The sequence below is a fragment of the Halomonas sp. M4R1S46 genome (assembly GCF_025725685.1).
In the GTDB taxonomy this organism is placed as follows: Bacteria; Pseudomonadota; Gammaproteobacteria; order Pseudomonadales; family Halomonadaceae; genus Halomonas.
The window spans coordinates 717,754-737,233 of sequence record NZ_CP107008.1 but is presented as its reverse complement, the minus strand read 5'-3'; the positions used below and the strand labels follow the sequence as shown (position 1 = coordinate 737,233).

General features: G+C 59.7%; 22 protein-coding genes and 1 pseudogene. 13 read left to right on the top strand and 10 right to left on the bottom strand.

Translation table 11 applies throughout. The annotated features are described in order from the left end of the window. The first annotated feature begins 52 nt into the window (after positions 1–52). Positions 53–1,516 (top strand): M48 family metalloprotease, encoded by a 1,464-nt coding sequence (locus tag OCT48_RS03490; protein ID WP_263591360.1) that lies wholly within the window; start codon positions 53–55, stop codon positions 1,514–1,516. Positions 1,517–1,644: 128 nt separating this feature from the next. On the opposite strand, the gene nadA is transcribed toward OCT48_RS03490, so the two are convergent. The 4 genes from nadA to OCT48_RS03470 form a co-directional block, all read right to left on the bottom strand. Continuing rightward, complete coding sequence (nadA, locus tag OCT48_RS03485; RefSeq protein WP_263591359.1) at positions 1,645–2,673, bottom strand: quinolinate synthase NadA; 1,029 nt, start codon at positions 2,671–2,673, stop codon at positions 1,645–1,647. Positions 2,674–3,332: 659 nt separating this feature from the next. Beyond that, on the bottom strand, positions 3,333–3,602 hold the full coding sequence (locus OCT48_RS03480) for a hypothetical protein (RefSeq protein ID WP_263591358.1): 270 nt from the start codon (positions 3,600–3,602) through the stop codon (positions 3,333–3,335). 363 nt (positions 3,603–3,965) lie between these two features. Further along, positions 3,966–4,397, bottom strand: coding sequence for an FAD-dependent oxidoreductase (locus tag OCT48_RS03475; protein ID WP_263591357.1), 432 nt, complete (start codon positions 4,395–4,397; stop codon positions 3,966–3,968). Positions 4,398–4,401: 4 nt separating this feature from the next. Further along, positions 4,402–5,019 (bottom strand): NAD(P)/FAD-dependent oxidoreductase, encoded by a 618-nt coding sequence (locus OCT48_RS03470; protein ID WP_263591356.1) that lies wholly within the window; start codon positions 5,017–5,019, stop codon positions 4,402–4,404. Positions 5,020–5,311: 292 nt separating this feature from the next. Between OCT48_RS03470 and OCT48_RS03465 the strand changes: the two genes are divergently transcribed. From OCT48_RS03465 to OCT48_RS19570, 3 genes are read left to right on the top strand one after another with little or no spacing between them, the layout of a single operon-like run. Next, the gene (locus OCT48_RS03465) at positions 5,312–7,702 is read left to right on the top strand and encodes a catalase (RefSeq protein ID WP_263591355.1); all 2,391 of its coding nucleotides are present in this window, start codon (positions 5,312–5,314) and stop codon (positions 7,700–7,702) included. A 30-nt stretch (positions 7,703–7,732) separates the two neighbouring features. Beyond that, positions 7,733–8,086 carry a DUF421 domain-containing protein gene (locus OCT48_RS03460; protein ID WP_263591354.1) on the top strand — a complete coding sequence of 118 codons (354 nt, stop codon included), beginning with the start codon at positions 7,733–7,735 and terminating at the stop codon, positions 8,084–8,086. Further along, entirely contained in the window at positions 7,999–8,283 is a 285-nt protein-coding gene (locus OCT48_RS19570) for a YetF domain-containing protein (protein ID WP_412031025.1), read from the top strand. Before OCT48_RS03460 ends, OCT48_RS19570 begins: the two co-directional genes overlap by 88 nt. Positions 8,284–8,298: 15 nt before the next feature. Here the strand turns inward: OCT48_RS19570 and OCT48_RS03455 are convergent, their stop codons facing one another. Further along, positions 8,299–8,565 (bottom strand): GlsB/YeaQ/YmgE family stress response membrane protein, encoded by a 267-nt coding sequence (locus tag OCT48_RS03455; protein WP_263591353.1) that lies wholly within the window; start codon positions 8,563–8,565, stop codon positions 8,299–8,301. 293 nt (positions 8,566–8,858) lie between these two features. Between OCT48_RS03455 and OCT48_RS03450 the strand changes: the two genes are divergently transcribed. The 3 genes from OCT48_RS03450 (at position 8,859) to OCT48_RS03440 (ending at position 10,201) form a co-directional block, all read left to right on the top strand. After that, positions 8,859–9,479 (top strand): DUF892 family protein, encoded by a 621-nt coding sequence (locus OCT48_RS03450; protein WP_263591352.1) that lies wholly within the window; start codon positions 8,859–8,861, stop codon positions 9,477–9,479. A gap of 167 nt (positions 9,480–9,646) precedes the next feature. Then, on the top strand, positions 9,647–9,805 hold the full coding sequence (locus tag OCT48_RS03445; RefSeq protein WP_263591351.1) for a YqaE/Pmp3 family membrane protein: 159 nt from the start codon (positions 9,647–9,649) through the stop codon (positions 9,803–9,805). 27 nt (positions 9,806–9,832) lie between these two features. After that, positions 9,833–10,201 (top strand): DUF4112 domain-containing protein, encoded by a 369-nt coding sequence (locus OCT48_RS03440; RefSeq protein ID WP_263592569.1) that lies wholly within the window; start codon positions 9,833–9,835, stop codon positions 10,199–10,201. Between the two features lie 191 nt (positions 10,202–10,392). Here the strand turns inward: OCT48_RS03440 and OCT48_RS03435 are convergent, their stop codons facing one another. After that, entirely contained in the window at positions 10,393–11,457 is a 1,065-nt protein-coding gene (locus OCT48_RS03435; RefSeq protein ID WP_263591350.1) for an endonuclease/exonuclease/phosphatase family protein, read from the bottom strand. 823 nt (positions 11,458–12,280) lie between these two features. Here OCT48_RS03435 and OCT48_RS19565 point away from each other — a divergent pair. The 3 genes and pseudogenes from OCT48_RS19565 to OCT48_RS03425 form a co-directional block, all read left to right on the top strand. Continuing rightward, positions 12,281–12,489: pseudogene (locus OCT48_RS19565) on the top strand (IS630 family transposase); the annotation flags it as partial. A gap of 393 nt (positions 12,490–12,882) precedes the next feature. After that, positions 12,883–13,056: a hypothetical protein gene (locus tag OCT48_RS03430; protein WP_263591349.1), complete on the top strand. Its 174-nt coding sequence runs from the start codon at positions 12,883–12,885 to the stop codon at positions 13,054–13,056. Between the two features lie 81 nt (positions 13,057–13,137). After that, on the top strand, positions 13,138–13,350 hold the full coding sequence (locus tag OCT48_RS03425) for a PAS domain-containing protein (RefSeq protein ID WP_263591348.1): 213 nt from the start codon (positions 13,138–13,140) through the stop codon (positions 13,348–13,350). A gap of 303 nt (positions 13,351–13,653) precedes the next feature. On the opposite strand, the gene OCT48_RS03420 is transcribed toward OCT48_RS03425, so the two are convergent. Both OCT48_RS03420 and OCT48_RS03415 read right to left on the bottom strand, forming a co-directional pair. Next, a complete protein-coding gene (locus OCT48_RS03420; protein WP_263591347.1) occupies positions 13,654–14,841 on the bottom strand; it encodes an AI-2E family transporter in 1,188 nt (395 codons plus the stop codon). A 210-nt stretch (positions 14,842–15,051) separates the two neighbouring features. Next, positions 15,052–15,231, bottom strand: a complete 180-nt coding sequence (locus OCT48_RS03415; RefSeq protein WP_263591346.1) for a CsbD family protein — start codon at positions 15,229–15,231, stop codon at positions 15,052–15,054. 477 nt (positions 15,232–15,708) lie between these two features. Here OCT48_RS03415 and OCT48_RS03410 point away from each other — a divergent pair, with 477 nt between their 5' ends. Beyond that, complete coding sequence (locus OCT48_RS03410; RefSeq protein WP_263591345.1) at positions 15,709–16,209, top strand: PRC-barrel domain-containing protein; 501 nt, start codon at positions 15,709–15,711, stop codon at positions 16,207–16,209. Positions 16,210–16,678: 469 nt separating this feature from the next. On the opposite strand, the gene OCT48_RS03405 is transcribed toward OCT48_RS03410, so the two are convergent. After that, positions 16,679–17,401, bottom strand: coding sequence for a Crp/Fnr family transcriptional regulator (locus OCT48_RS03405; RefSeq protein ID WP_263591344.1), 723 nt, complete (start codon positions 17,399–17,401; stop codon positions 16,679–16,681). Between the two features lie 213 nt (positions 17,402–17,614). Then, complete coding sequence (locus tag OCT48_RS03400; RefSeq protein WP_263591343.1) at positions 17,615–18,334, bottom strand: Crp/Fnr family transcriptional regulator; 720 nt, start codon at positions 18,332–18,334, stop codon at positions 17,615–17,617. A 427-nt stretch (positions 18,335–18,761) separates the two neighbouring features. Between OCT48_RS03400 and OCT48_RS19560 the strand changes: the two genes are divergently transcribed. Then, positions 18,762–19,058 (top strand): diguanylate cyclase domain-containing protein, encoded by a 297-nt coding sequence (locus tag OCT48_RS19560; protein WP_412031036.1) that lies wholly within the window; start codon positions 18,762–18,764, stop codon positions 19,056–19,058. Positions 19,059–19,335: 277 nt separating this feature from the next. Further along, complete coding sequence (locus tag OCT48_RS03390; protein WP_263591341.1) at positions 19,336–19,470, top strand: hypothetical protein; 135 nt, start codon at positions 19,336–19,338, stop codon at positions 19,468–19,470. Positions 19,471–19,480: the final 10 nt, after the last annotated feature.

Genomic DNA, 19,480 nt, shown 5'->3' with positions numbered 1-19,480 from the left:
AATGTCGGAGGGGGGCCGTCCCGCCCCGTTCCGCTCTCTGACGAGGAAGGCCATGCTGCGTCGCCCCCTGTCCTGTCTCACCGCCATCGCCCTCAGCCTCGCCGTCGCCGTGCCGGCCCTCGGCCAGTACGGCGACGATGCCGGCCTGCCCAGCCTGATCAGCGGCGACACCCAGGCCGTCAACGGCAAGGAGGTGCGCCTGGGCCGCGCCTGGCTGCGCCAGTTTCGTGCCAAGGCCCCGCAGTGGCAGGATCCCATCGCCCAGCACTACGTGGAATCCCTGGTGGACCGCCTGCTGCCCTACAGCCACGTCGGCGGCATCGACCCGGTGATCACCCTGGTCGCCAGCGAGCGGCTCAACGCCTTCGCCGTACCCGGCGGCGTGATCGGCATCAATGCCGGGCTGTTCGCCTTCGCCGAGCGCGAGGCCCCCCTGGCCTCGGTGCTCGCCCATGAGCTCGGCCACCTCTCCCAACGCCACTATGCCCGGGGCCAGGCTCGCGCCGAACAGACCCAGATCCCGGCCATGGCCGCCATGCTCGCCGGGATGCTGATCGCCGCCGGCGGCGGCGGCGATGCCGGCATCGCCGCCGCCATGGGCTCCCAGGCCGCGCTGTTCCAGGATCAGTTGGCCTACTCGCGGCGCTTCGAGCGGGAGGCCGACCGGGTCGGCCTGCAGGCCATGGCCGATGCCGGCTACGACCCCCAGGCGATGGTCGAGATGTTCCGCACCATGCAGCGCAAGATCTCCCTGCAGGGCGGCAATCCGCCGGAATTCCTGCTCACTCACCCGGTCACGGAATCACGCATCAGCGATGCCCAGGCCAGGGCCGACCAACTCATCAGCGCGGGCGCGGGCACGCCCCGCGACGAGGATATCGAGTACCACCTGATCCGCGCCCGCGCCCTGCTGGCGATCCACGACCAGGATCCGCGCCAGGCCGCCACCCGCCTGGCCCGCGGCCAGGCCCCGGAGATGGCCCGTCGCTACCTGGCGGCCCTGGCGGATGCCGAGGCCGGACGCAGCGAGGCCGCGCTGCAGGCCCTGGATGACCTGGCCCGCCGCCTGCCGGACCTGGCGATGCTCCCCGCCTCGGCCGCCGAGGTGGCCCTCGACGCCGGCCGCATCGATGACGCCATCGCCCGCAGCCGCCATCAATTGCGCCTGATGCCCGACTACGTGCCCGCCAGCCTGCTGCTCGGCGAGGCCCTGCTGCAGCGCGATCCCGACGCCGCCTACCGGCAGCTCAGCGAGCTGGCCGCCCGACGCCCCGAGGATCCCCAGGTCTTCAACCTGCTCGCCGAGGCCGCCGGTCGCAGCGGTCGCCCGGCCTGGGGGCACCTGGCCCGGGCCGAGCACCTGCAGCTCACCGGCCACATCGATCGCGCGATCCGCCAGCTCGAGGTGGCCAAGGACGTGGCGGAAGCGGAACACGACGAGAACGCCGCCGGGCGTATCGCCCAGCGGCGTGAGGCCTTTATCGAGTACCGGGAGGCCATGGAGGAGTTTCAGTAACAGCTGTGGGCAACGGGCAGGCCAATGTTTGTGGAGGACAAAAAGCCCGTGACATCCGTCACGGGCTTTTTCTCGTAGCTCGTAGCTCGTAGCTCGTAGCTCGTAGCTCGTAGCTCGTAGCTCGTAGCTCAGGAATTGAAGTTGAGCATCCGCTCCAAGGGCTTCAAGGCGGCAAGACGCAGGGCATCATCGACGAAGATCTCGCCGCTGCCCTCGCGCAGCGCACCGGCCAGGTTGTCCAGGGCGTTCATCGCCATCCACGGGCAGTGGGCGCAGCTCTTGCAGGTCGCGCCGTTACCGGCGGTGGGGGCCTCGAAGAGGGTCTTCTCCGGCACCGCCTGCTGCATCTTGAAGAAGATGCCACGGTCGGTGGCCACGATCAGCTTGTCATGGGGCAGCGCCTTGGCCGCCTTGATCAGCTGGGAGGTGGAGCCCGCCACGTCGGCCAGCTCGACCACCGAGGCCGGGGACTCGGGGTGCACCAGCACCGCGGCCTCGGGGTAGAGGCCCTTGAGGTCCTCGACCCCCCTGGCCTTGAACTCCTCGTGGACGATGCAGGCGCCGTCCCAGAGCAGCATGTCGGCGCCGGTCTGCTTCTGGATATAGCCGCCCAGGTGCTTGTCCGGGGCCCACAGGATCTTCTCGCCGCGGGCCTTGAGGTGCTCGATCACGTCCACGGCGATGGAGGAGGTCACCACCCAGTCGGCACGCGCCTTCACCGCCGCCGAGGTGTTGGCATAGACCACCACGGTGCGGTCGGGATGAGCGTCGCAGAAGGCACTGAACTCGTCGGCCGGGCAGCCCACGTCCAGCGAGCAGGTCGCCTCCAGGGTCGGCATCAGCACGCGTTTCTCCGGGGAGAGGATCTTGGCCGTCTCGCCCATGAAGCGTACGCCGGCCACCACCAGGGTATCGGCCTCGTGGCGGGCACCGAAGCGCGCCATCTCCAGGGAGTCGGCCACGCAGCCGCCGGTCTCCTCGGCGAGTTGCTGGATGGCGTCGTCGGTGTAGTAATGGGCCACCAGGACGGCATTGTGGGCCTCGAGCAGACGCTTGATCTCCTCGATGCGGGCCTCGTCCTCGGCGGGAATGCGCGTGGGGCAATAGGTACGTGCCAGCTGGTCGCGCAGCTCGGCACGGGAAGTCATGATCGTCATCGTGTCTACCACTGTGACCGGCAGGGGCTCCCCCTGCATTGCACCAGGTGCCGACACGCGTGCACTCCGCACGCCGCGACACGCCAGAGGGTCAACCGTTACGTCTTTCGCGATGGTCGACCCAAGACTGTATTCTAGACCAGAATGCTGGGGTATTGACCAGTCTTGGACAAAAAAGCGTCATGCACATGCTATGAGAGCTCCTCCCCGCAGGATCAAGGGCACTCGAGGCGCTTGGCGATATCGGTGGCGATGGTGTGTTAGCGTACGGACGGCGGCCTGCCGTTCCGCCAGAATCGTACTACCGATGCTTCACGATGTCGTGAAGGCCGGACAGTACCCGAGGTCACCATGCCATCCCCCATCCAGCCCCCTCCCACGACTGCATTCAAGAAATTCACGCGCCTGCCCGACCGCGAGCCAGGTAAACGGCAGCACGGCTATCCCTTCAAGCCGCAGCGCTTGCCCGAAGCATAATGCCAGTCAGTTAAGCCCATCCTCAAACAGCTGATGATAGATCTTCCCGTGTCAGATGTACTGACACGGGAGACTCCATACACTTCCTAGGACGCTGATTGGAGGTTGCACTCAGCAACGAGGCCCCCGCCTGCATATTATCCGCAGCGATGTTTCTGCTGTTCGATCATGACGTTGAGTAGTCATTTGGTTTTCTTCTTGGCGTCGTCATTGATACCCGCCAACACGGCTCCATCCTTGCCGCCATGCTTTTCGACGTCGGCATTGATATCTCCTGACTCAGCTCCATCCTTGCTGCCAAGCTTCTTGGCGTCGTCATTGATATCTGCTAACACGGCTCCATCCTTGCCGCCATGCTTCTCGTCTTTATCCTTGTGCTCCGAGCTTTTTCCGCCGGCTACCGCCTTTCCCTTCGCCTCGTTCGCATGTCCTTCGACCTGATTCTTGTTCATGAGCTTATCTCCAGGAAATTGTTACGCTTGGGTTGCGCCTCTCACCATGAACTCATGGAGGCAGGGTGAGGATCCCAAGATAGTTGTAGGTCGAGGTCCGGTCTGTGCGTTGCCTAACGTATGCGAAGTCATTTGTGCATATCGCGCCCCCTCTCGGACGTCTTGATGCTCTGAAATGACACCAGCATCAGACTGGTGGCCAGAAAAGTAATACCGGTAACTCAAGCATCATTTTTCTGCTACCAGTCAATGATAACCCAGCCGGGAAAAGGCAAACAGCTCGGCCAATGGATGCGGGCGGCGTTCGATCTGCGCGCGCAGCAATCCAGCGCCGAGTATGCTGTAGGTGATGCCGTTACCACCTTAGGCCAGCGCGAACAGCACGCGCGCGCCGTACTCCGGGTGGTGACCGAACAGCGGCAGACCGTCGCTGGTTTCAGCGAACGTACCGGCCCAGGCAAAGGCCGGTTGTGCATGAAGGTGAGGAAACAAGGGGGAGATCTTGCGCTGCAGAGTTGCTGCCTTGCGGTCGACCAACCGATCCCGGCGCGCAGGGATATCGTGATCGTCGTCTTCACCACCGACCAACAGCCGTCCATCGCCGGTAGAGCGCAGATAGATATACGGCCGAGAGGACTCCCACAGTATCGTATCTGCCAACCAGCGCAGCTCGGCAGGATCGACAGGGTCACTGATGTAGGCGTAGCTGCTCAGGTTCTTCGCGACGCGCTGGCGCAACCAATGTTGAGACTCGCAACCGCTGGCAATCACGGCGTACTTCGCCATGATCGACATGCCACTAGTCGGTGGTCAGCTGAACCGAACGCGCGGTCGCCGTGATGGAGGTCACCTCGGTTCTATCGAAAACGCGCGCGCCCTGTCGCTGCATCCTGTGCATCAGTCGTGAGGCAAGCCGATAAGGATCAACCCGAGCGGCCACCGAGCTGAGGATGGCAGACGGCGCCGTCAGACCGTACTCGTCCTTGAGCGCGGTGCGGCTCAGCCAGCGAACCGGAAAGCCGTGTTGTTTCCGCCAGGAAAATTCGTCGACCAAGCGTGGATGATCGGCGCGATTACTGGTGTAGTACAAGCTTTGGCAGCGGGCGAAATCGACATCTCCGGTCGCTTCGGCGAGTGCGCCGATCTCACGGACCGCGCGCAAGCAGGATTGATAGGCGAGGAGCGCTGAGGCTTGGTCGTAGCGCCTGGCAAGATTGGTCGCGTGGGTATCGATTTCATACTGCAGCAAGGCGGTGCTGGCCGATGTGCTGCCCCAGCAGACGTCGCGCTGATCGAGCACGACGACATCGTGACCATGGCCAGCCAATTCATCAGCGATCAGCGTGCCGGTGATGCCAGCGCCCACCACCGCCACGTCACAGCTCAGGTCGGCATCAAGCTGCGGAAATGCATACATCAGGCCATTCTTGACCGCTCAGAACGGGGATCCACTTTTCAAGTCCACCGGCGACTCCTGACGAATCATGAATGGCGTATGTGACCGGTAGAGTGACCCGGCGGCAACCGCGCCGTCGGTGCGTTGCAACACTGAGCGCAAAACGGGACCGGATGACCGAGGCAGGTCCGGCTCGATGCGAGTGTTCGTTATCGAACAGACAACTCTCGCCTGCGGCATGAAAATCCATAAAGGCTAGTGGTTAAAGCGGCATAACGCTTGTCCTCATCTCCTACCTCGCCGGAGAAGCACCATGGCTACGAATAAGAAACCCGCTCGGTCGTCACGAGTTAACAGTAAAGGCGATAAACCCGTCACAGCAGCGCAGAGCCATGACGGCGTGCTCAGAACTAACGACATAGTCGCGGAGCAAGCCAGCGCAAGCGACGACTTGGTCGCCGCGATGCCCTACAACCGCATCAAGGAGCAGGAGCACGGTCACGACAACGCCGTGGCGCCGCCGCCCGGAGTGGCGGTAGAACCGGGCTCCAGTGCGTTGACCGCGAGTACAGCCACGGAGGATACCGGGACCGCGAAGACCGGCGGGGCAGCGCCGCTCGGAACCAACGCGACCGTCACTTCGCTCGACCGGGTCCGAGTCGACGCAAGCGATCGTCCGTTGACGACCAATCAAGGCGTTCCCATTGGCGATAATCAGAACACCTTGAAAGCCGGATTGCGTGGGCCATCCTTACTCGAAGATTTTATTCTGCGGGAAAAAATCACGCATTTCGATCACGAACGCATCCCGGAACGAATCGTCCATGCACGCGGCTCAGGTGCGCACGGCTTCTTCGAAGCCTATGACGCGCTCACCAAGTACACTCGCGCGGCGCCGTTCGCCGAGAAAGGCAAGATCACTCCCGTGTTCGTACGCTTTTCCACAGTGGCCGGCGAACGTGGCTCGAAAGACACCGCGCGCGACGTGCGAGGCTTCGCGGTAAAGTTCTATACCGACGAAGGCAACTGGGATCTGGTCGGAAACAACATACCGGTATTCTTCATCCAGGATGCGATGAAGTTTCCCGACTTGGTCCATGCCGTCAAGCCGGAACCGCATCACGGCATGCCTCAAGCGGCGTCGGCGCATGACACCTTCTGGGACTTCGTCTCATTGATGCCGGAGTCCACTCACATGCTGATGTGGGTGATGTCGGATCGCGCGATACCACGCAGTTTTCGGATGATGCAGGGCTTTGGCGTGCATACCTTTCGTCTGGTCAACGAGCAAGGTCAATCGGTGTTCTGCAAGTTTCACTGGAAGCCGCTGCAGGGAACCCACTCACTCGTCTGGGACGAAGCCGTGAAAATCTCGGGCGCGGACCCCGATTTTCATCGGCGTGATTTGTGGGAAGCTATCGAATCGGGCGAATTCCCGGAATGGGAACTGGGGCTGCAAATATTTAGTGAGGAACAAGCCGAAGGCTTCAGCTTCGATGTGCTCGACTCAACCAAGATCGTGCCGGAGGAACTCGTTCCACTCACGCCCGTCGGCCGCATGGTTCTCAACCGAAACCCCGACAACTTCTTCGCGGAAACCGAGCAGGTCGCGTTCTGCACGGCGCACATCATACCGGGCATCGACTTCTCCAATGATCCGTTGCTCGCCGGTCGTATCCATTCCTATGCCGATACGCAGATCACCCGACTCGGCGGCCCCAACTTTCACGAGATCCCGATCAATTCACCACTCGCCTCGGTACAGAACAACCAACGCGATGGCATGCACCGCCAAGCGCTCAATCGCGGTCGCGTTGCGTACGAGCCAAATTCCTTGGCGGGTGGTTGCCCCTTTCAAGCCGGAACAACCGGATTCGTGTCCTTCCCCGAGTCCATTGCCGACGACAAAGTCCGTGGAAAGCCGGAGAAGTTCGCCGAGCACTATGCCCAAGCCACGTTGTTCTTCGATAGTCAGACGGCTGTCGAGAAAGCCCATATTGCAGCCGCATTCCGCTTCGAGCTAAGTAAGGTGGGCGTCCCCGCCATACGTGTGCGAATGCTGTCCTCACTGGTGAACGTTTCACGGGAACTGGCGGCAGAGGTCGCGGGCGGACTGGGCATGGAAGTTCCCGATGCCATGCCGAAGGCCATCACCGAGCCGGAGCCGGCGGAGGTGACCGTTTCTCCGGCGTTGTCGCTGATGGCACTGCCGGGCGAATGCGGTGTCCGCACACGACAGATTGCCGTGCTAGTCGAGGATGGTGTCCACCATGCCTCGCTCGTTGCCCTTCATGAGGCCTTGACCGACGCGGGTGCCGTCGTTCATTTCGTGGGGCCACGGGTGGGCATGTTCGTTGGTGATTCCGGCGAGAAGATAGAAGCGGACAAGTCGATGGAGAATGCTCCAGGATTCCTGTTCGATGCGCTGGTGGTGCCCGATGGCAACGAGGCGATCCAGGCGCTCGCAGGTAACGGGCATACGATGGCGTTTGTCAAAGATCAGTTCAGGCACTGCAAGACGATTCTGGTTTTGGGCGCCGGACGGGAGCTGCTGGAAATGGCCGGCATCGGACCCGTCATGGATGAAGACGAGGGTATCCTGCTGGCGGAGGGCGTCGACGTGGCCGAGGTCGCACCGGCATTCATCGCTGCAGTCGCCGCTCATCGTCATCCATCCCGCGACAGTGATCCACCAACCAAATGACGCAGCCCGACTGTCGGCAGGAGCAAACAGATGCTCTTTAGTGGATGGGATAGCCTGCTCCGCACCCTGATTGTCGGGGTGCTGGCCTACGTTGTGCTCATCGTGTTCCTTCGCGTCTCGGGGAAGCGGACACTCTCCAAGATGAACGCCTTCGACCTGGTTGTGACCGTCGCCCTGGGTTCAACCCTGGCGACGGTCCTGCTGGCCAAGGATGTCGCCCTCGCTGAAGGGCTGTTGGCCTTCGCCCTGCTCATCGGCCTGCGATTCGCCGTCACCTGGTCCAGCGTTCGAGCCCGGTGGGTGCGGCGGCTGGCAACGGGGGAGCCCCTGATGCTCTTTACTGCGGCGAGTTCCTGCCAGCGGCCCTGCGGCAGGCTCGGGTAACCGAAGACGAAGTACGGGTGGCGGTCCGCTCGGCCGGGGTCGACTCGTTGGAAAAGATGCGCGCGTTCGTCCTGGAGACCGACGGCTCGTTCAGCGTCGTCCGGCAGGGCGAGGGCGGGAACGGTTCCAGTCTCGTCGGCGTCGACGGACCCAGGAGTTCCGGGAGCCCGTCGACGGTAATCCTCCCGACCGGTTAATGAAACGCTGATTTATCAGCGTTTCCTGCTGCGTTGGAACAAGCTCAGGATGGCGAGCAGTATTACCGCACCGATCAGCGACACGATGAAGCTCATGATGGTAATGCCGTCGTTGATGGAGCCGGCGCCGAGTAGCGGCCCGATCAGCCATCCGCCGATCAGTGCGCCGACGATGCCGACCACGATGTTGAGAATGATGCCCTGCTGGGCGTTGGTGCCCATGATCATGCTTGCGATCCAGCCGACCAGGCCGCCCATGACGAGCCATACGATGATGCCCATGATTCCTGCCTCCAGACAAACTCGACGCACCGGGCGCCAGTGGATTAAGCCTACGGCGGCCGTTCCGCGGTCACCGTACGCTACCGCACTCTGGAATCAGGGGAAGTGAACGATGGCCGGACGACTCATGCCCGGGGCGCCGAACGGCTATGTTCGCTACTGCACCGACCCGGCAGCGCCTCGTAACCTATCTTTGGACATTCAACTGGCCGGCATCTGCCGCATTGTTGAACCCAACCAAATGACGCAGCCCGCCTGTCGGCGCGCCGCCTACCGGTATTCAGGAGGCCTCCGTGAAGGATAAACCGTATATCAAGAAGCAGTTGCACGAGTTGTTGTATCAGGCTCTCGAGACGGAACGCGGTGGTATAAAGATCTACGAAGCCGCGCTGTCATGTGCGCAGAACGAGGACCTGAAAGGTGAATGGGAGGAGTACCTTGAGCAGACCCGCACCCATGAGCAGGTGCTGCTGAAGGTGTTCGAGGAACTGGGACTCAACCCGGACACCGTAACGCCCGGCCGGGAAGTGGTAGCACACCTAGGGGATTCGCTGGTCACCGCAATGGAAATGGCGAAGGCGCACGCCGGTGCTGCGGCCGCTCAACTTGTGGCCGGTGAGTGCGTGGTTCTGGCGGAAACCAAGGACCTCCAGAACTGGGAACTGATCGGGCACTTGGCAGAGAACGGCCAGGGAGAGGACACTGGCGCACTCAGAACCGCGTTCGAAGCGGTGGGGCAGGAAGAGGAACATCACCTCCACCACACGAAGGGTTTCGTCCGCGAATTATGGATCGAGTCGCTCGGATTGCCAGCGGTCCTTCCGCCCCCCGAGGAAGTGAAAAAGGTTGAAACCGCGATCGGCGCCGCGCGGGCGGACAACCTGCGCGACGACATGCTGAAATCGAAGCACTGACGGATGCCGCGTGGTGGCATCTGGTATAGTCTTTGTATTGGCCGAGTGTGGAATGTCGCACGGAGCCTTCGGGCCTGACGGGTCAAGAGGCGATGTCTCTCGACCCGTTCGCGAGTGGCCACGCGCGGCGCCCGAACGGGATCCCATCGCCCCCAGGAGCATAGCCATTGGACCTGTTACGCATCATCATAGCGATCTTCCTGCCGCCGCTCGGCGTCTTCCTGCAGGAAGGCGTCGGCAAGCATTTCTGGATCAACATTCTGCTCACGCTGCTCGGCTATATTCCCGGCATCATTCACGCCGTGTGGATCATCGTCAGGCGATGAACGCGGCGTTTGCGCCAGCCCGCGGCAATGTCACCAGCTGACGCACCGCAGCGCCGGCCCGCCGACGCTCGCACGCGCGTGCACCGGCTCGCGCGGCTGATGGACAGTTCGATCCGTCTGCCCGGCGGTATCCGCATCGGGGTCGACGGGCTTATCGGGCTGGTACCAGTGGTCGGCGATCTCGCGGCGGCCGGGGCATCGTTCTACATCGTCGCGCAGGCGGCGCACGCCGGCGTGCCGGCCAGGGTGCTTGCGCGCATGGTACTGAACGTCGCGCTGGATACCCTGGTCGGCGCGATCCCGGTACTCGGGGACGTGTTCGATGTCGCGTTCAAGGCCAATCTACGCAACGCCAGGCTGATGGATGCGTATCTGGATCGAAGCGCACCGCACTGATCGCTCTCGCCGTTGCGGACCACCGGATCTTGACACGACCGTATCCACCGTCTTAGAGACGGAAGGGCTTATCAGGCTATGGTTCTTTGCGTTCGTGTGGGAACCGACACCTCTATCGAACCGATGTCGGTGTGTATCCATTTGCGGCTTGTAGCGTTGCGGTGGTTGCCGGATGCCCGATCCGGACAGTCTCATTCGTCCGTTTGCTGCTTACCATCTTCAATCTTCTCTGCTACCTGCTCCTCTTCCGACCGATTCGTATCCGGTTCTTCCTGCTGGACTTCAGCGCCGGCCTCCAGGCTGAGTTCGATGAAGATAGGAAAATGATCCGATCCCCAGGCGGGCCCTCTCTCCATACGGACGAGCTTGAAATGATCGGTGTGGAAGACGTGATCGAGCGGCCAGCGCAGGAGCAGGTTCTTGGCGTTGTAGGTGTTGTACATCCCCCGCCCGACGCGCGGGTCGAGCAAACCACTCGCTTTCTGAAACAGGCTCGTGGTGTAGGACCAGGCGACATCGTTGAAATCGCCTGCAACAATTGTTGGCTTATCGCGTTTCTCCACTTCCCGGCCCACGATAAGCAGTTCCGCATCTCGTTCCGTCGTCTCGCTCGCATACTTCGGGTTGGGCGGATCGGGATGCACGAAATGCATGAATATCCGGTCACCTGACGGCAACACCACCTGCATGTGCATCGACGGGATGCTATCCTTGAGAATAAACCGGATCTCGGGATCGGTCATCTCCAGTCGACTATACACGAGCATGCCATAGGTGTTGTCGAGTGGGCTCTTGAGCGTGTGCAGATATTCTTCTTCCAGAGTCCTGAGCGCCTTCTCCCACCACTCATCTGTCTCCACGGTCAAGACCACGTCCGGATCATACTCGCGCACGATATCCAGGAAGGCCTCCGACTCACGGTTTTCCATCAGCACGTTGGCAACCAGCAATCTGAGATTGGCGTTATCCGAGCGCGACTCAGTCGCCTGTACCTGCTTGGGCATCAGCACGGTGTACGGAAGCATCTTCACTACCTGATATCCCACGGCCAGCACCAATAGCCCGAGAACGACAGATTCGTAGACGCGATGCATTTCCCAGAAATAGAGATAGAGGGCAAGAAGCACGATGCCGGCGATGGTGATCTGCGCTCTCGGAAAATCGAAGACGCGAACCCACCATTGGTCGACATGCAGTAGCGGAAGGGCTGTAGAAATCACCAGCAGCAGGGCCAGGACGACCAGAATAATTTTCATAGGATGTGAAAGATCCTCTGGGAAGTACATAAATCATCCTACGATATTATCAATACGAGAAGCGCTACCATTCGACATCCCTTAATGATTAACAAGCTTCCTTCTCGTGCCGAGCTTCGAACGATCCTCGCGGGCCCATAAAGTCACTGCGGGTCACTACCCGCGGTTGCAAGCCAATTCTCTTTCGTGAGGCCCCGGAGCACGCGTACTACGTATTACCTGAACTGAAGCAGCAGTATCGCAAGCATCGACACGCAGATTGTATTGATATTTACTTCCCTAAATCCACCAGTAAATTTTGATAAATCATGACAGCATTTCGCGGAGTAATCTGTGCGCCGTCGCACACAACGTTCTAACTTGACTTCCCTCAGCTTCCTGATCACTCGGCACTTTCGGATCGACTAGGTGAGTTTGTCAATGATAGCGGCAAATTAGCATCTCTGTTCGTTCACCGCAACCTGAACTCCCGTGTTTTCAAGTAATAGAAAATAGTTATCACCTGATAGCATCTCACCTTTCCCCCGGACAAGATCTCAAGAAAGAACTTCTGAAATTACGCAACGGACTTTAGACACAAAGCCAGATTAAATCTGGTACAACCAGGCTCTAATACCCTATCACTTTAGGCCTTTAAATAAAAAATGTGCGCATCCCGAAGGGATCCTAAATTTCCATACCAACCACTTTCGCGATAAGCTACTAAGTGCTTGATAGTAAATTTTCGCGCACCATTTTCGTCAGAGTTTCTGACCCGGATAGAACCATAAAAAGGCGTTTCGTTACCCCTCTCAAAGAGTCTGATTAGCAGGCGTCAACCTAATCCCATCACCACGACGAGAATCCAGCCTTACGCCGGCGTGCGCACGGCATTTTGCGGGGGTCATCAATATAATCAGTGAGATCCTTCAGGTAAGGCGCGATACCGTCACAAGATAGATCAACCATTGGGAAGTCTCGGGCCTCGCCGGGCTCACCGACAAGCTACGCAGTGGGAAGACGCCGATCCTGGACGAACACAATCATTCCAGAAGCTAGAGCTGGTCTTCAGCAACATTAAATTCCAGGACGGGGAGCAGGTAGCCGATCAACCAGACAGGAATGCAGCCTGACCGCCATCCGCCAGATTTGACGATAACTTGGGATCGCCAAGGAGCTTCCCGTGTCCGCCGACAACTCATCCTCCCCGACAACTGATAACCTGCAAGCGGCAGCCGACCAAGTGTTACTGCAGATTTATTCCCCCGCCGCGGTGTTGGTCAACAATGAGGGTGATGTCGTCTATATCAGCGGGCGCACGGGAAAGTACCTGGAACCAGCCGCCGGCAAGGCTAACTGGAATTTTCACGCCATGGTGCGGGAGGGCCTGCGGCCCCCCATCGACGGCGCCCTGGCCAGACCGTGGACCAGAGCAAACCGCTACACTTGCAAGACCTGCAGGTGCAACTGCCCGGCGGGGCCATGCAGAGCGTCGATATCACCGTACAGGCGCTGCGAGAGCCCAATACCCTGCGCGGCATGAAGATGATCGTGTTCCGCGATATCACCCCGGCTCATGCCAGCCCGGCCAGCAAGAACAAGTCGAAAACAGCCACGTAAAAGGCTCATGCCACGGGCCTGCAACAGTAGCAGGATGAAATTCAGACGCTGCGCGAGAAAAACCATGCGCCGTGGGAGGAATTGCAGTCAGCCAACGAGGAACTGCAAACCATCAGTGCGGAAATGCAGACCAAGCTCGACGATCTCGACCTGGCTCAGAGCGATATGAACAACCTGCTCAACAGCATCGGGATCGCCATTCTGTTTCTCGAACAGAACCTGAATCTTCGTCGCATCACCGACAGAGCATCAAAGATTATCAACATCGCTAAGGCAATATCGGCCGCCCCCTAAGTGATCTCACCACCACCCTGCAATATTCGGAACTCAACGATGACGCTCCTACCACATTGAGCACCCTGATATTTTACGAGAAGGAGATCTCCGTCACCGACGATCGCCAGTCTACGGTACGAATCATCCCGTATCGCTGACTGGACAATGTGATTGACGGTGTGGTGATAATCCTTGTCGATATCACCGCTACCAAGGAGTTGGAACAGGCCCTGCGCAAGGATCTGACATTATGAAGGAAAGACCATAATCCGATGCACAGAAATCGACCGCCGTCCGTGTCTTTGGAAAGATCCAATTCCGTTATTCCCCGGCATCCCGGTTGCTCAGTGTGTGTTTCAGGCTGATCTTTATCTCGCTCCAAATGGCTACGAAGAACGCTGTCAGGGGAACCGCGAGTATCATGCCGATAATACCACCCAAGGCCGTGCCCCAGAAGAACAGGGAAATAATCACGAGTGCAGGGTGAAGGCCCGAGCGGTTGGCCATGATTTTCGGTGTCAGCAGCCAGCTTTCCATCAGTTGAACCGCGGCGAACACCAGTGCGGCCAGGACCAGTAATTCAACACCACCACCCGGCTGGAAATAGCCCATGGGCAAGACCACCAGCAGGCCGATCAAGGTCCCCAGGAAGGGGACGATATTCAGCAACCCCAGCACCAGCCCGGCAAGCACACCGAACTCAAGGCCAATCAGCGTAAAGCCCATGACATACAAGGCACCCATGCACACGGCGATGATCAACTGGCCCTGAAAGAAGGCGGTGACGTATCCCACGAACACATCCATGAAATACAGCGCTTTTTGCTGGGTGGGCTTGTGGAAAACGGATAACAGCTCGGATACCTGTCCCCGGAGCAAGTCACCGGAAAGCAAGGTGAAGAACAGGAACAGGGGCACGAAACTGATACCCGCCAACAGCCCCAGATAGGACATGATGGCCGTGCCCGGGTTTTCCGTGACTGCCAAGGCTGACTGGGTCTCCTCCCCACTGCTGCTCTCCATTCCGGTGGAAATCATGGAGCTGAGTCCCGGGAAGTGAGTGGAGAAATGTTCCTGCCAGCTTGCCAGTGTGTCGGGCAAAACGGTCATCAACTGAATGACCTGGCTGACCAGAATGGGAACGAGAAGGTAAATCAAGCCGCCGATACCCACAAAGAAAACCACCAGCAGAAGAATGATGGCCAGCAAGCGCGGTAAGTGAAGCCGTCTCTCGAGAAGCTCAGCCACAGGATGAAGCACCAACGCCAGAACACCGGCAACGGCGAGCGGCAGGAGCAAGTTGTAGAACGCATTTAGCATCCAGCCAAATACCCACACGATGATGCCGATAAGAGCGGTCAGTACAACCAGGGACAACAGAACCGCCGTGTAGCGAAACAAGCGAAGCTCAGCCGGGTTAAACAGTCGCTTGTCATGACGTAACGCCGGCGGGTGTTGGCTGGCTATTCTCGCCCCACCAGTCAGGGGATCCTGCCTGTTGTCGGGCATTGCGAATTCCTGAGTTAGCTTCTTGCAGATTTACCGAACATCAACAGTCCAACACCGGCCACCGTAGAAGCCGCCCTCAGCCTCTTGAGCAATCCGTTCGCCGGGTGTAGTGGGATCGATGATCGAACTCTCGCCGGTAATGGTGGCGGAACTCAGCAACGCGGACCCGGGCGGCACCGCATCTGGTCTTCTAGTGTGTCATTGAATCGTTCATTTCGTTGCCTTCTTGGCAGCCCTCTTGAGATCTCCGTACCTGGCTTCAGCCTTGCCGCCATGCTTTTCGGCTTTACCCTTGTACTCCATGCGTTTGTCGCCGGTCACCTTGCCGGCAACCTCCTTGACCCTCCCCTTCGCCTCGTTCGCATGTCCTTCTACCTGATTCTTGTTCATTAACTGATCTCCAGATGATGATTCCGTTTGGCTATGCCTCTCACCATGAACTCATGTAGAGGCATGGTTAAGGCTCCCAATACCTATATAGTTGAAGCTCGATGTCTGGTCTGTACGGTATCTAACATATGCTGATCCGTTTTTTCAGACAACTCTCCGACAAGAACACTCCCGCACATCGTCTCTGGAGTGAATCTTCTCCTCATCGAGACTAACGCGCGCACGAAAAGGCATGCACGCGTGACTGATCGTACCGCCATTCCCTAACATAACCACTTGAAAATCCTGAAACCAACCCTGCAAGAGCGCCTTGAAGTCGCATGGTAGCTGCGTCACCGTACGACGACCATGTGTTCACTACCGCACCGACAAACCGTTCGCTTATGCCCAGGCTGAAATGGCATTCCTGCGATTAGGGAACTGCGCTCTAGACCCCAAATGGTACGGCAGACTGCCGTCGAGCAGAGGAGAAGAATGATGAAGAAGCTGACCACGTTGATCCTTTCCGCCGCCATTGTCCCGGCATTGGCACTCAGCACGACGGCAATGGCGGAGAAGCATGACGCCATGAAGGCAGACACCGAGCAACGTACCGGCGAGCAGAGTTCCGGTGAGCAGCGTACCGGCGAGAAGAATACCGGCGAGGGCGAGCAGATTGCCGATGAGCGGCGTGTCGGCGAGCATCAGATGAGCGGTAAGCCCGCTGGTGCGTTCTACGCCGACAACGTCATCGGCAAGACCGTCAAGCACCGCGGATCAGATGAGGACGTGGGCGAGATCCAGGATCTGATCATCGGCGAAGACGGCCGCATCGTCGGCGTTGTGGTGAAGACGGATAGCTTCCTGGGGCTCGGCGGACAGGACATTGGACTGCGCTGGGATCACATAGAGCACACCATGGAAGATGACGAACTCGTGTTATACACGGATTTGGACGAGGAAACGCTGCGGAGCTCGCCCAAGTACGAGCGCGATTGATCCAACCTGAGGTCAGCGGGGGCGCATCGTGCCTCCGCTGACTGAACACCGACCGAAAACTGCGATCAAGAGCACTAAACCCCAATCACCACCATGATTATCCACCGCGTTACTCTTGGTAAAGAGGTGGGTCTTCCCCCCTCAGCTGTGCAATTCTGTGCAAGGTGCGTTACAAGAAGCTGGCCAAGGACCAGGCGCCGCTGTTCAGCCATTTTGTCCAGCCAACCTGGCTCTGGCGCAACGATGCGAGGGCCGCATTGGCGGGGTCAGTGCGTCTTGAATCTGGCCTGGTCCTCGGGTTATCCGACTGCCAGGGAAAAAGACTACCCGAAGTGGTCAGATAATGACCGCTGGGACGTTGATTTGGCCGCGCTAAGTGCATCGGCCGACCAGAATTGAATCGTTCCAGCAATTCCCTAACTGACTGGCATTATGTCCGAAGCACCACTTGCGATACTTCCCGACGAGGTCATGGTGTCTTCCCTTCGATGATGACCTGACGGTAGAGTCGTCGATCGGCGACATAGCAGCCACAAGAGGCCTCGATCAGCCCCGCCCGGTCCAGCACCGTGATGTCCCCACGGTGGTAGCGGATCAATCGGCGCGCCTGAAGCGCCATGGCGGCCAGGGTGATGCCGGCACGACGAACCCCCAGCATCATGGCCAGGAACTCATGGGTGAGATGCAGCTGATCCGAGTGCGCACGATCCTGGGTCATCAACAGCCAGCGCGCCAGACGGGCCTCGACCTGATGAAAGTGGGTACATGCCGCCACCCCGGACAGCTGGTGCATCAGCACATAGAGATAGCGCCTCATCAGCGCCTGAAGCGCGGGGCTCTGCTCCAGATGACGGCCGAAGACGACCGCCGGCATGCGCAGTGCCGGCCCGGCCCCCTGCACCAGGGCGCGCAAGGGCGACTCATCGAGCCCCAGGATCAAGGACATCCCCAGCATGCCTTCACTGCCGACCATCGCCACTTCCAGCCGCTCGCTGTCACTCAGATTGGCAATCAGGGAAATGAAACTGTCGAGGGGAAAATAGACATGCGAGATCCGCCCGCCGGGATCGGTGATCACCTCACCGAACACCAGGTCGATGGCCTCGCAGTCGGCAAGGAAAGATGCCCTGTCCTGATGCGGCAAGCTGTCGATAAGGTGGTTGGTCATCGGACCGAGAGTCGAGGGCTTCATGTGCACGCTCCTGGTGGAAAACCGGCAATCGGCACAAGGCAAGCAATCACTAGGCTCCGACGGCGACGGCGGCCAGGGAGTGATCCGGCGATCACCGACAGGCCGCTAAGCGAATACTGGCATGTCCATCATCGTCCCGTCGGTGCGCCAGGATACACACGCAGGACACGCCCTGCTCGAGAACCCTATCGGTCCGCGAGGGAAATAGTCCCTTCACCCGGGGCGATGATAGCTCAGCAGGCGATCATACTCCTTCTTGACGACCGCATAACATTCACAGACCCGCGCTTCCAGGCCAGGCCTGTCCAGGATGCTGATGTGCCCGCGATGGTAGGAAATCAGGCCGGCCCTCTGCAGCTTGCCGGCCGACGCGGTGACGCCCTCTCGACGGACGCCGAGCATGTTGGCGATCAACTCCTGGGTCATGACCAGCTCATTGGTCGGCAAGCGATCCAGGCTCAGCAACAGCCAGCGACACAGCTGCTGATCAAGGCTGTGATGCCGGTTGCATACCGCCGTCTGCGCCATCTGGGTGATCAGGGCCTGGGTGTAACGCAGTAACAAATGCTGAAGCGTCGTCGCGCGATCGAACTCGTCCTTCAGCAGCTGCCCCTTGAGGCGATAGGCGCTGCCGGCACTCTGCACGATGGCACGGCTCGGTGTGGTTTCGCCGCCCATGAACAGCGAGATGCCGATGATACCCTCGGCACCGACGACGGCAATTTCTGTCGAATCCCCATCCTCCATGACGCACAGGAGCGATACGATGGAATCCGTCGGGAAATAGACATGGCGCATCACCTTTCCCGACTCGACCAGCGACTCCCCCAGCGACAGCTCGACCCGCTCGAGGTGGGGCGCCAGGCGCTGGTATTCATCCCTCGACAGGGCCGCCAGCAGGTGATTCTGACGAGGGTCATGTTGCAGGGCCATGACGGACACTCCCGTATCGAGCAAGTCCGCCGGCCACTGGGTACGGAGAGCGGACTCGTCCGATGGTGGTTGACGATCCAAGGTAGCCGCTGGATAGCCTTGCCGGACTCGCCCCTGGTCATGTCAAGGGACAGGAAACAGACTGCCCTGTAGCACCAGCTAGCCAACAACCCGTTGAATTAGAATGAGAAACGCCGACTCATGCGAGCCTCGCGGCACTATCCCACTCGCCGGCACACCTGCAGGAACCGAAGCACATACTGTGTACGCTAGCGCACGGAAGCGACTCCGTCACGCCACTACGCTCGCTGGATACCGGCCAAGCCCCAGGGCTCATGCCCGACAATGCCGTCCCACCGGGGCTCACACGCAGGCGGAACAGGAAACCGGCTCATGGTCGTGCCAACGCTTCTGATGATCACGTCTCCTGCCTCACGAACGCAAGCGCCGCAGCGGGCCACGCCGCTCTTGGCCGTACCGCATCCATGGTCATGAACTCCTCATCACGCTAAGCATCGGCATCAGCCTCTACCCGGATGATGCCGACGATGCCGATACCCTCATGCACAACGCCGACACGGCCATGTACCACACCAAGCGAAATGGCCGAAATGGGCATCACTGCTTCACGGATGGGATGAATCTCCTGCCCATTCAACGAAGACGGATCGAACCAGGTCTGCATCGGCCCCTACAGCCGTCGCAATTCTTTTTCGACTTCTAGCTGTGTAAACCCACCAGCCTGTCCCCGGAGGTCATATCCCGTGCCTGGGCCCTGGTTCCCGGGAAGCATCCGATCCTCGCCACCGCTCAGCCCACAAGGTTCACTCCCGTGGCACAGTCCAGTGGGCCGACGTTCCACCAGGCCTCAGGATGTGAGGCGCCATGTACGCCAGCGCACAGATGGGAGGCCACCCATGACATACCCTCAACATGGGTGTGGCAAGGGAACAGCCGGTACAGGGAGTTGCGCCACGCGTCGCACGGACTGCGACGCCATCATGACACGAACCACCCCGCAGCATCCTGAAACAGGAAAATGCGCCACAGAGGAAAGCCTCATGAACAACATCGTCTATATCGTCGGCGCAATCGTCATCGTGCTGGTGGTTCTCTCCGTCCTCGGTTTTCGTTGAGACAAGCGAC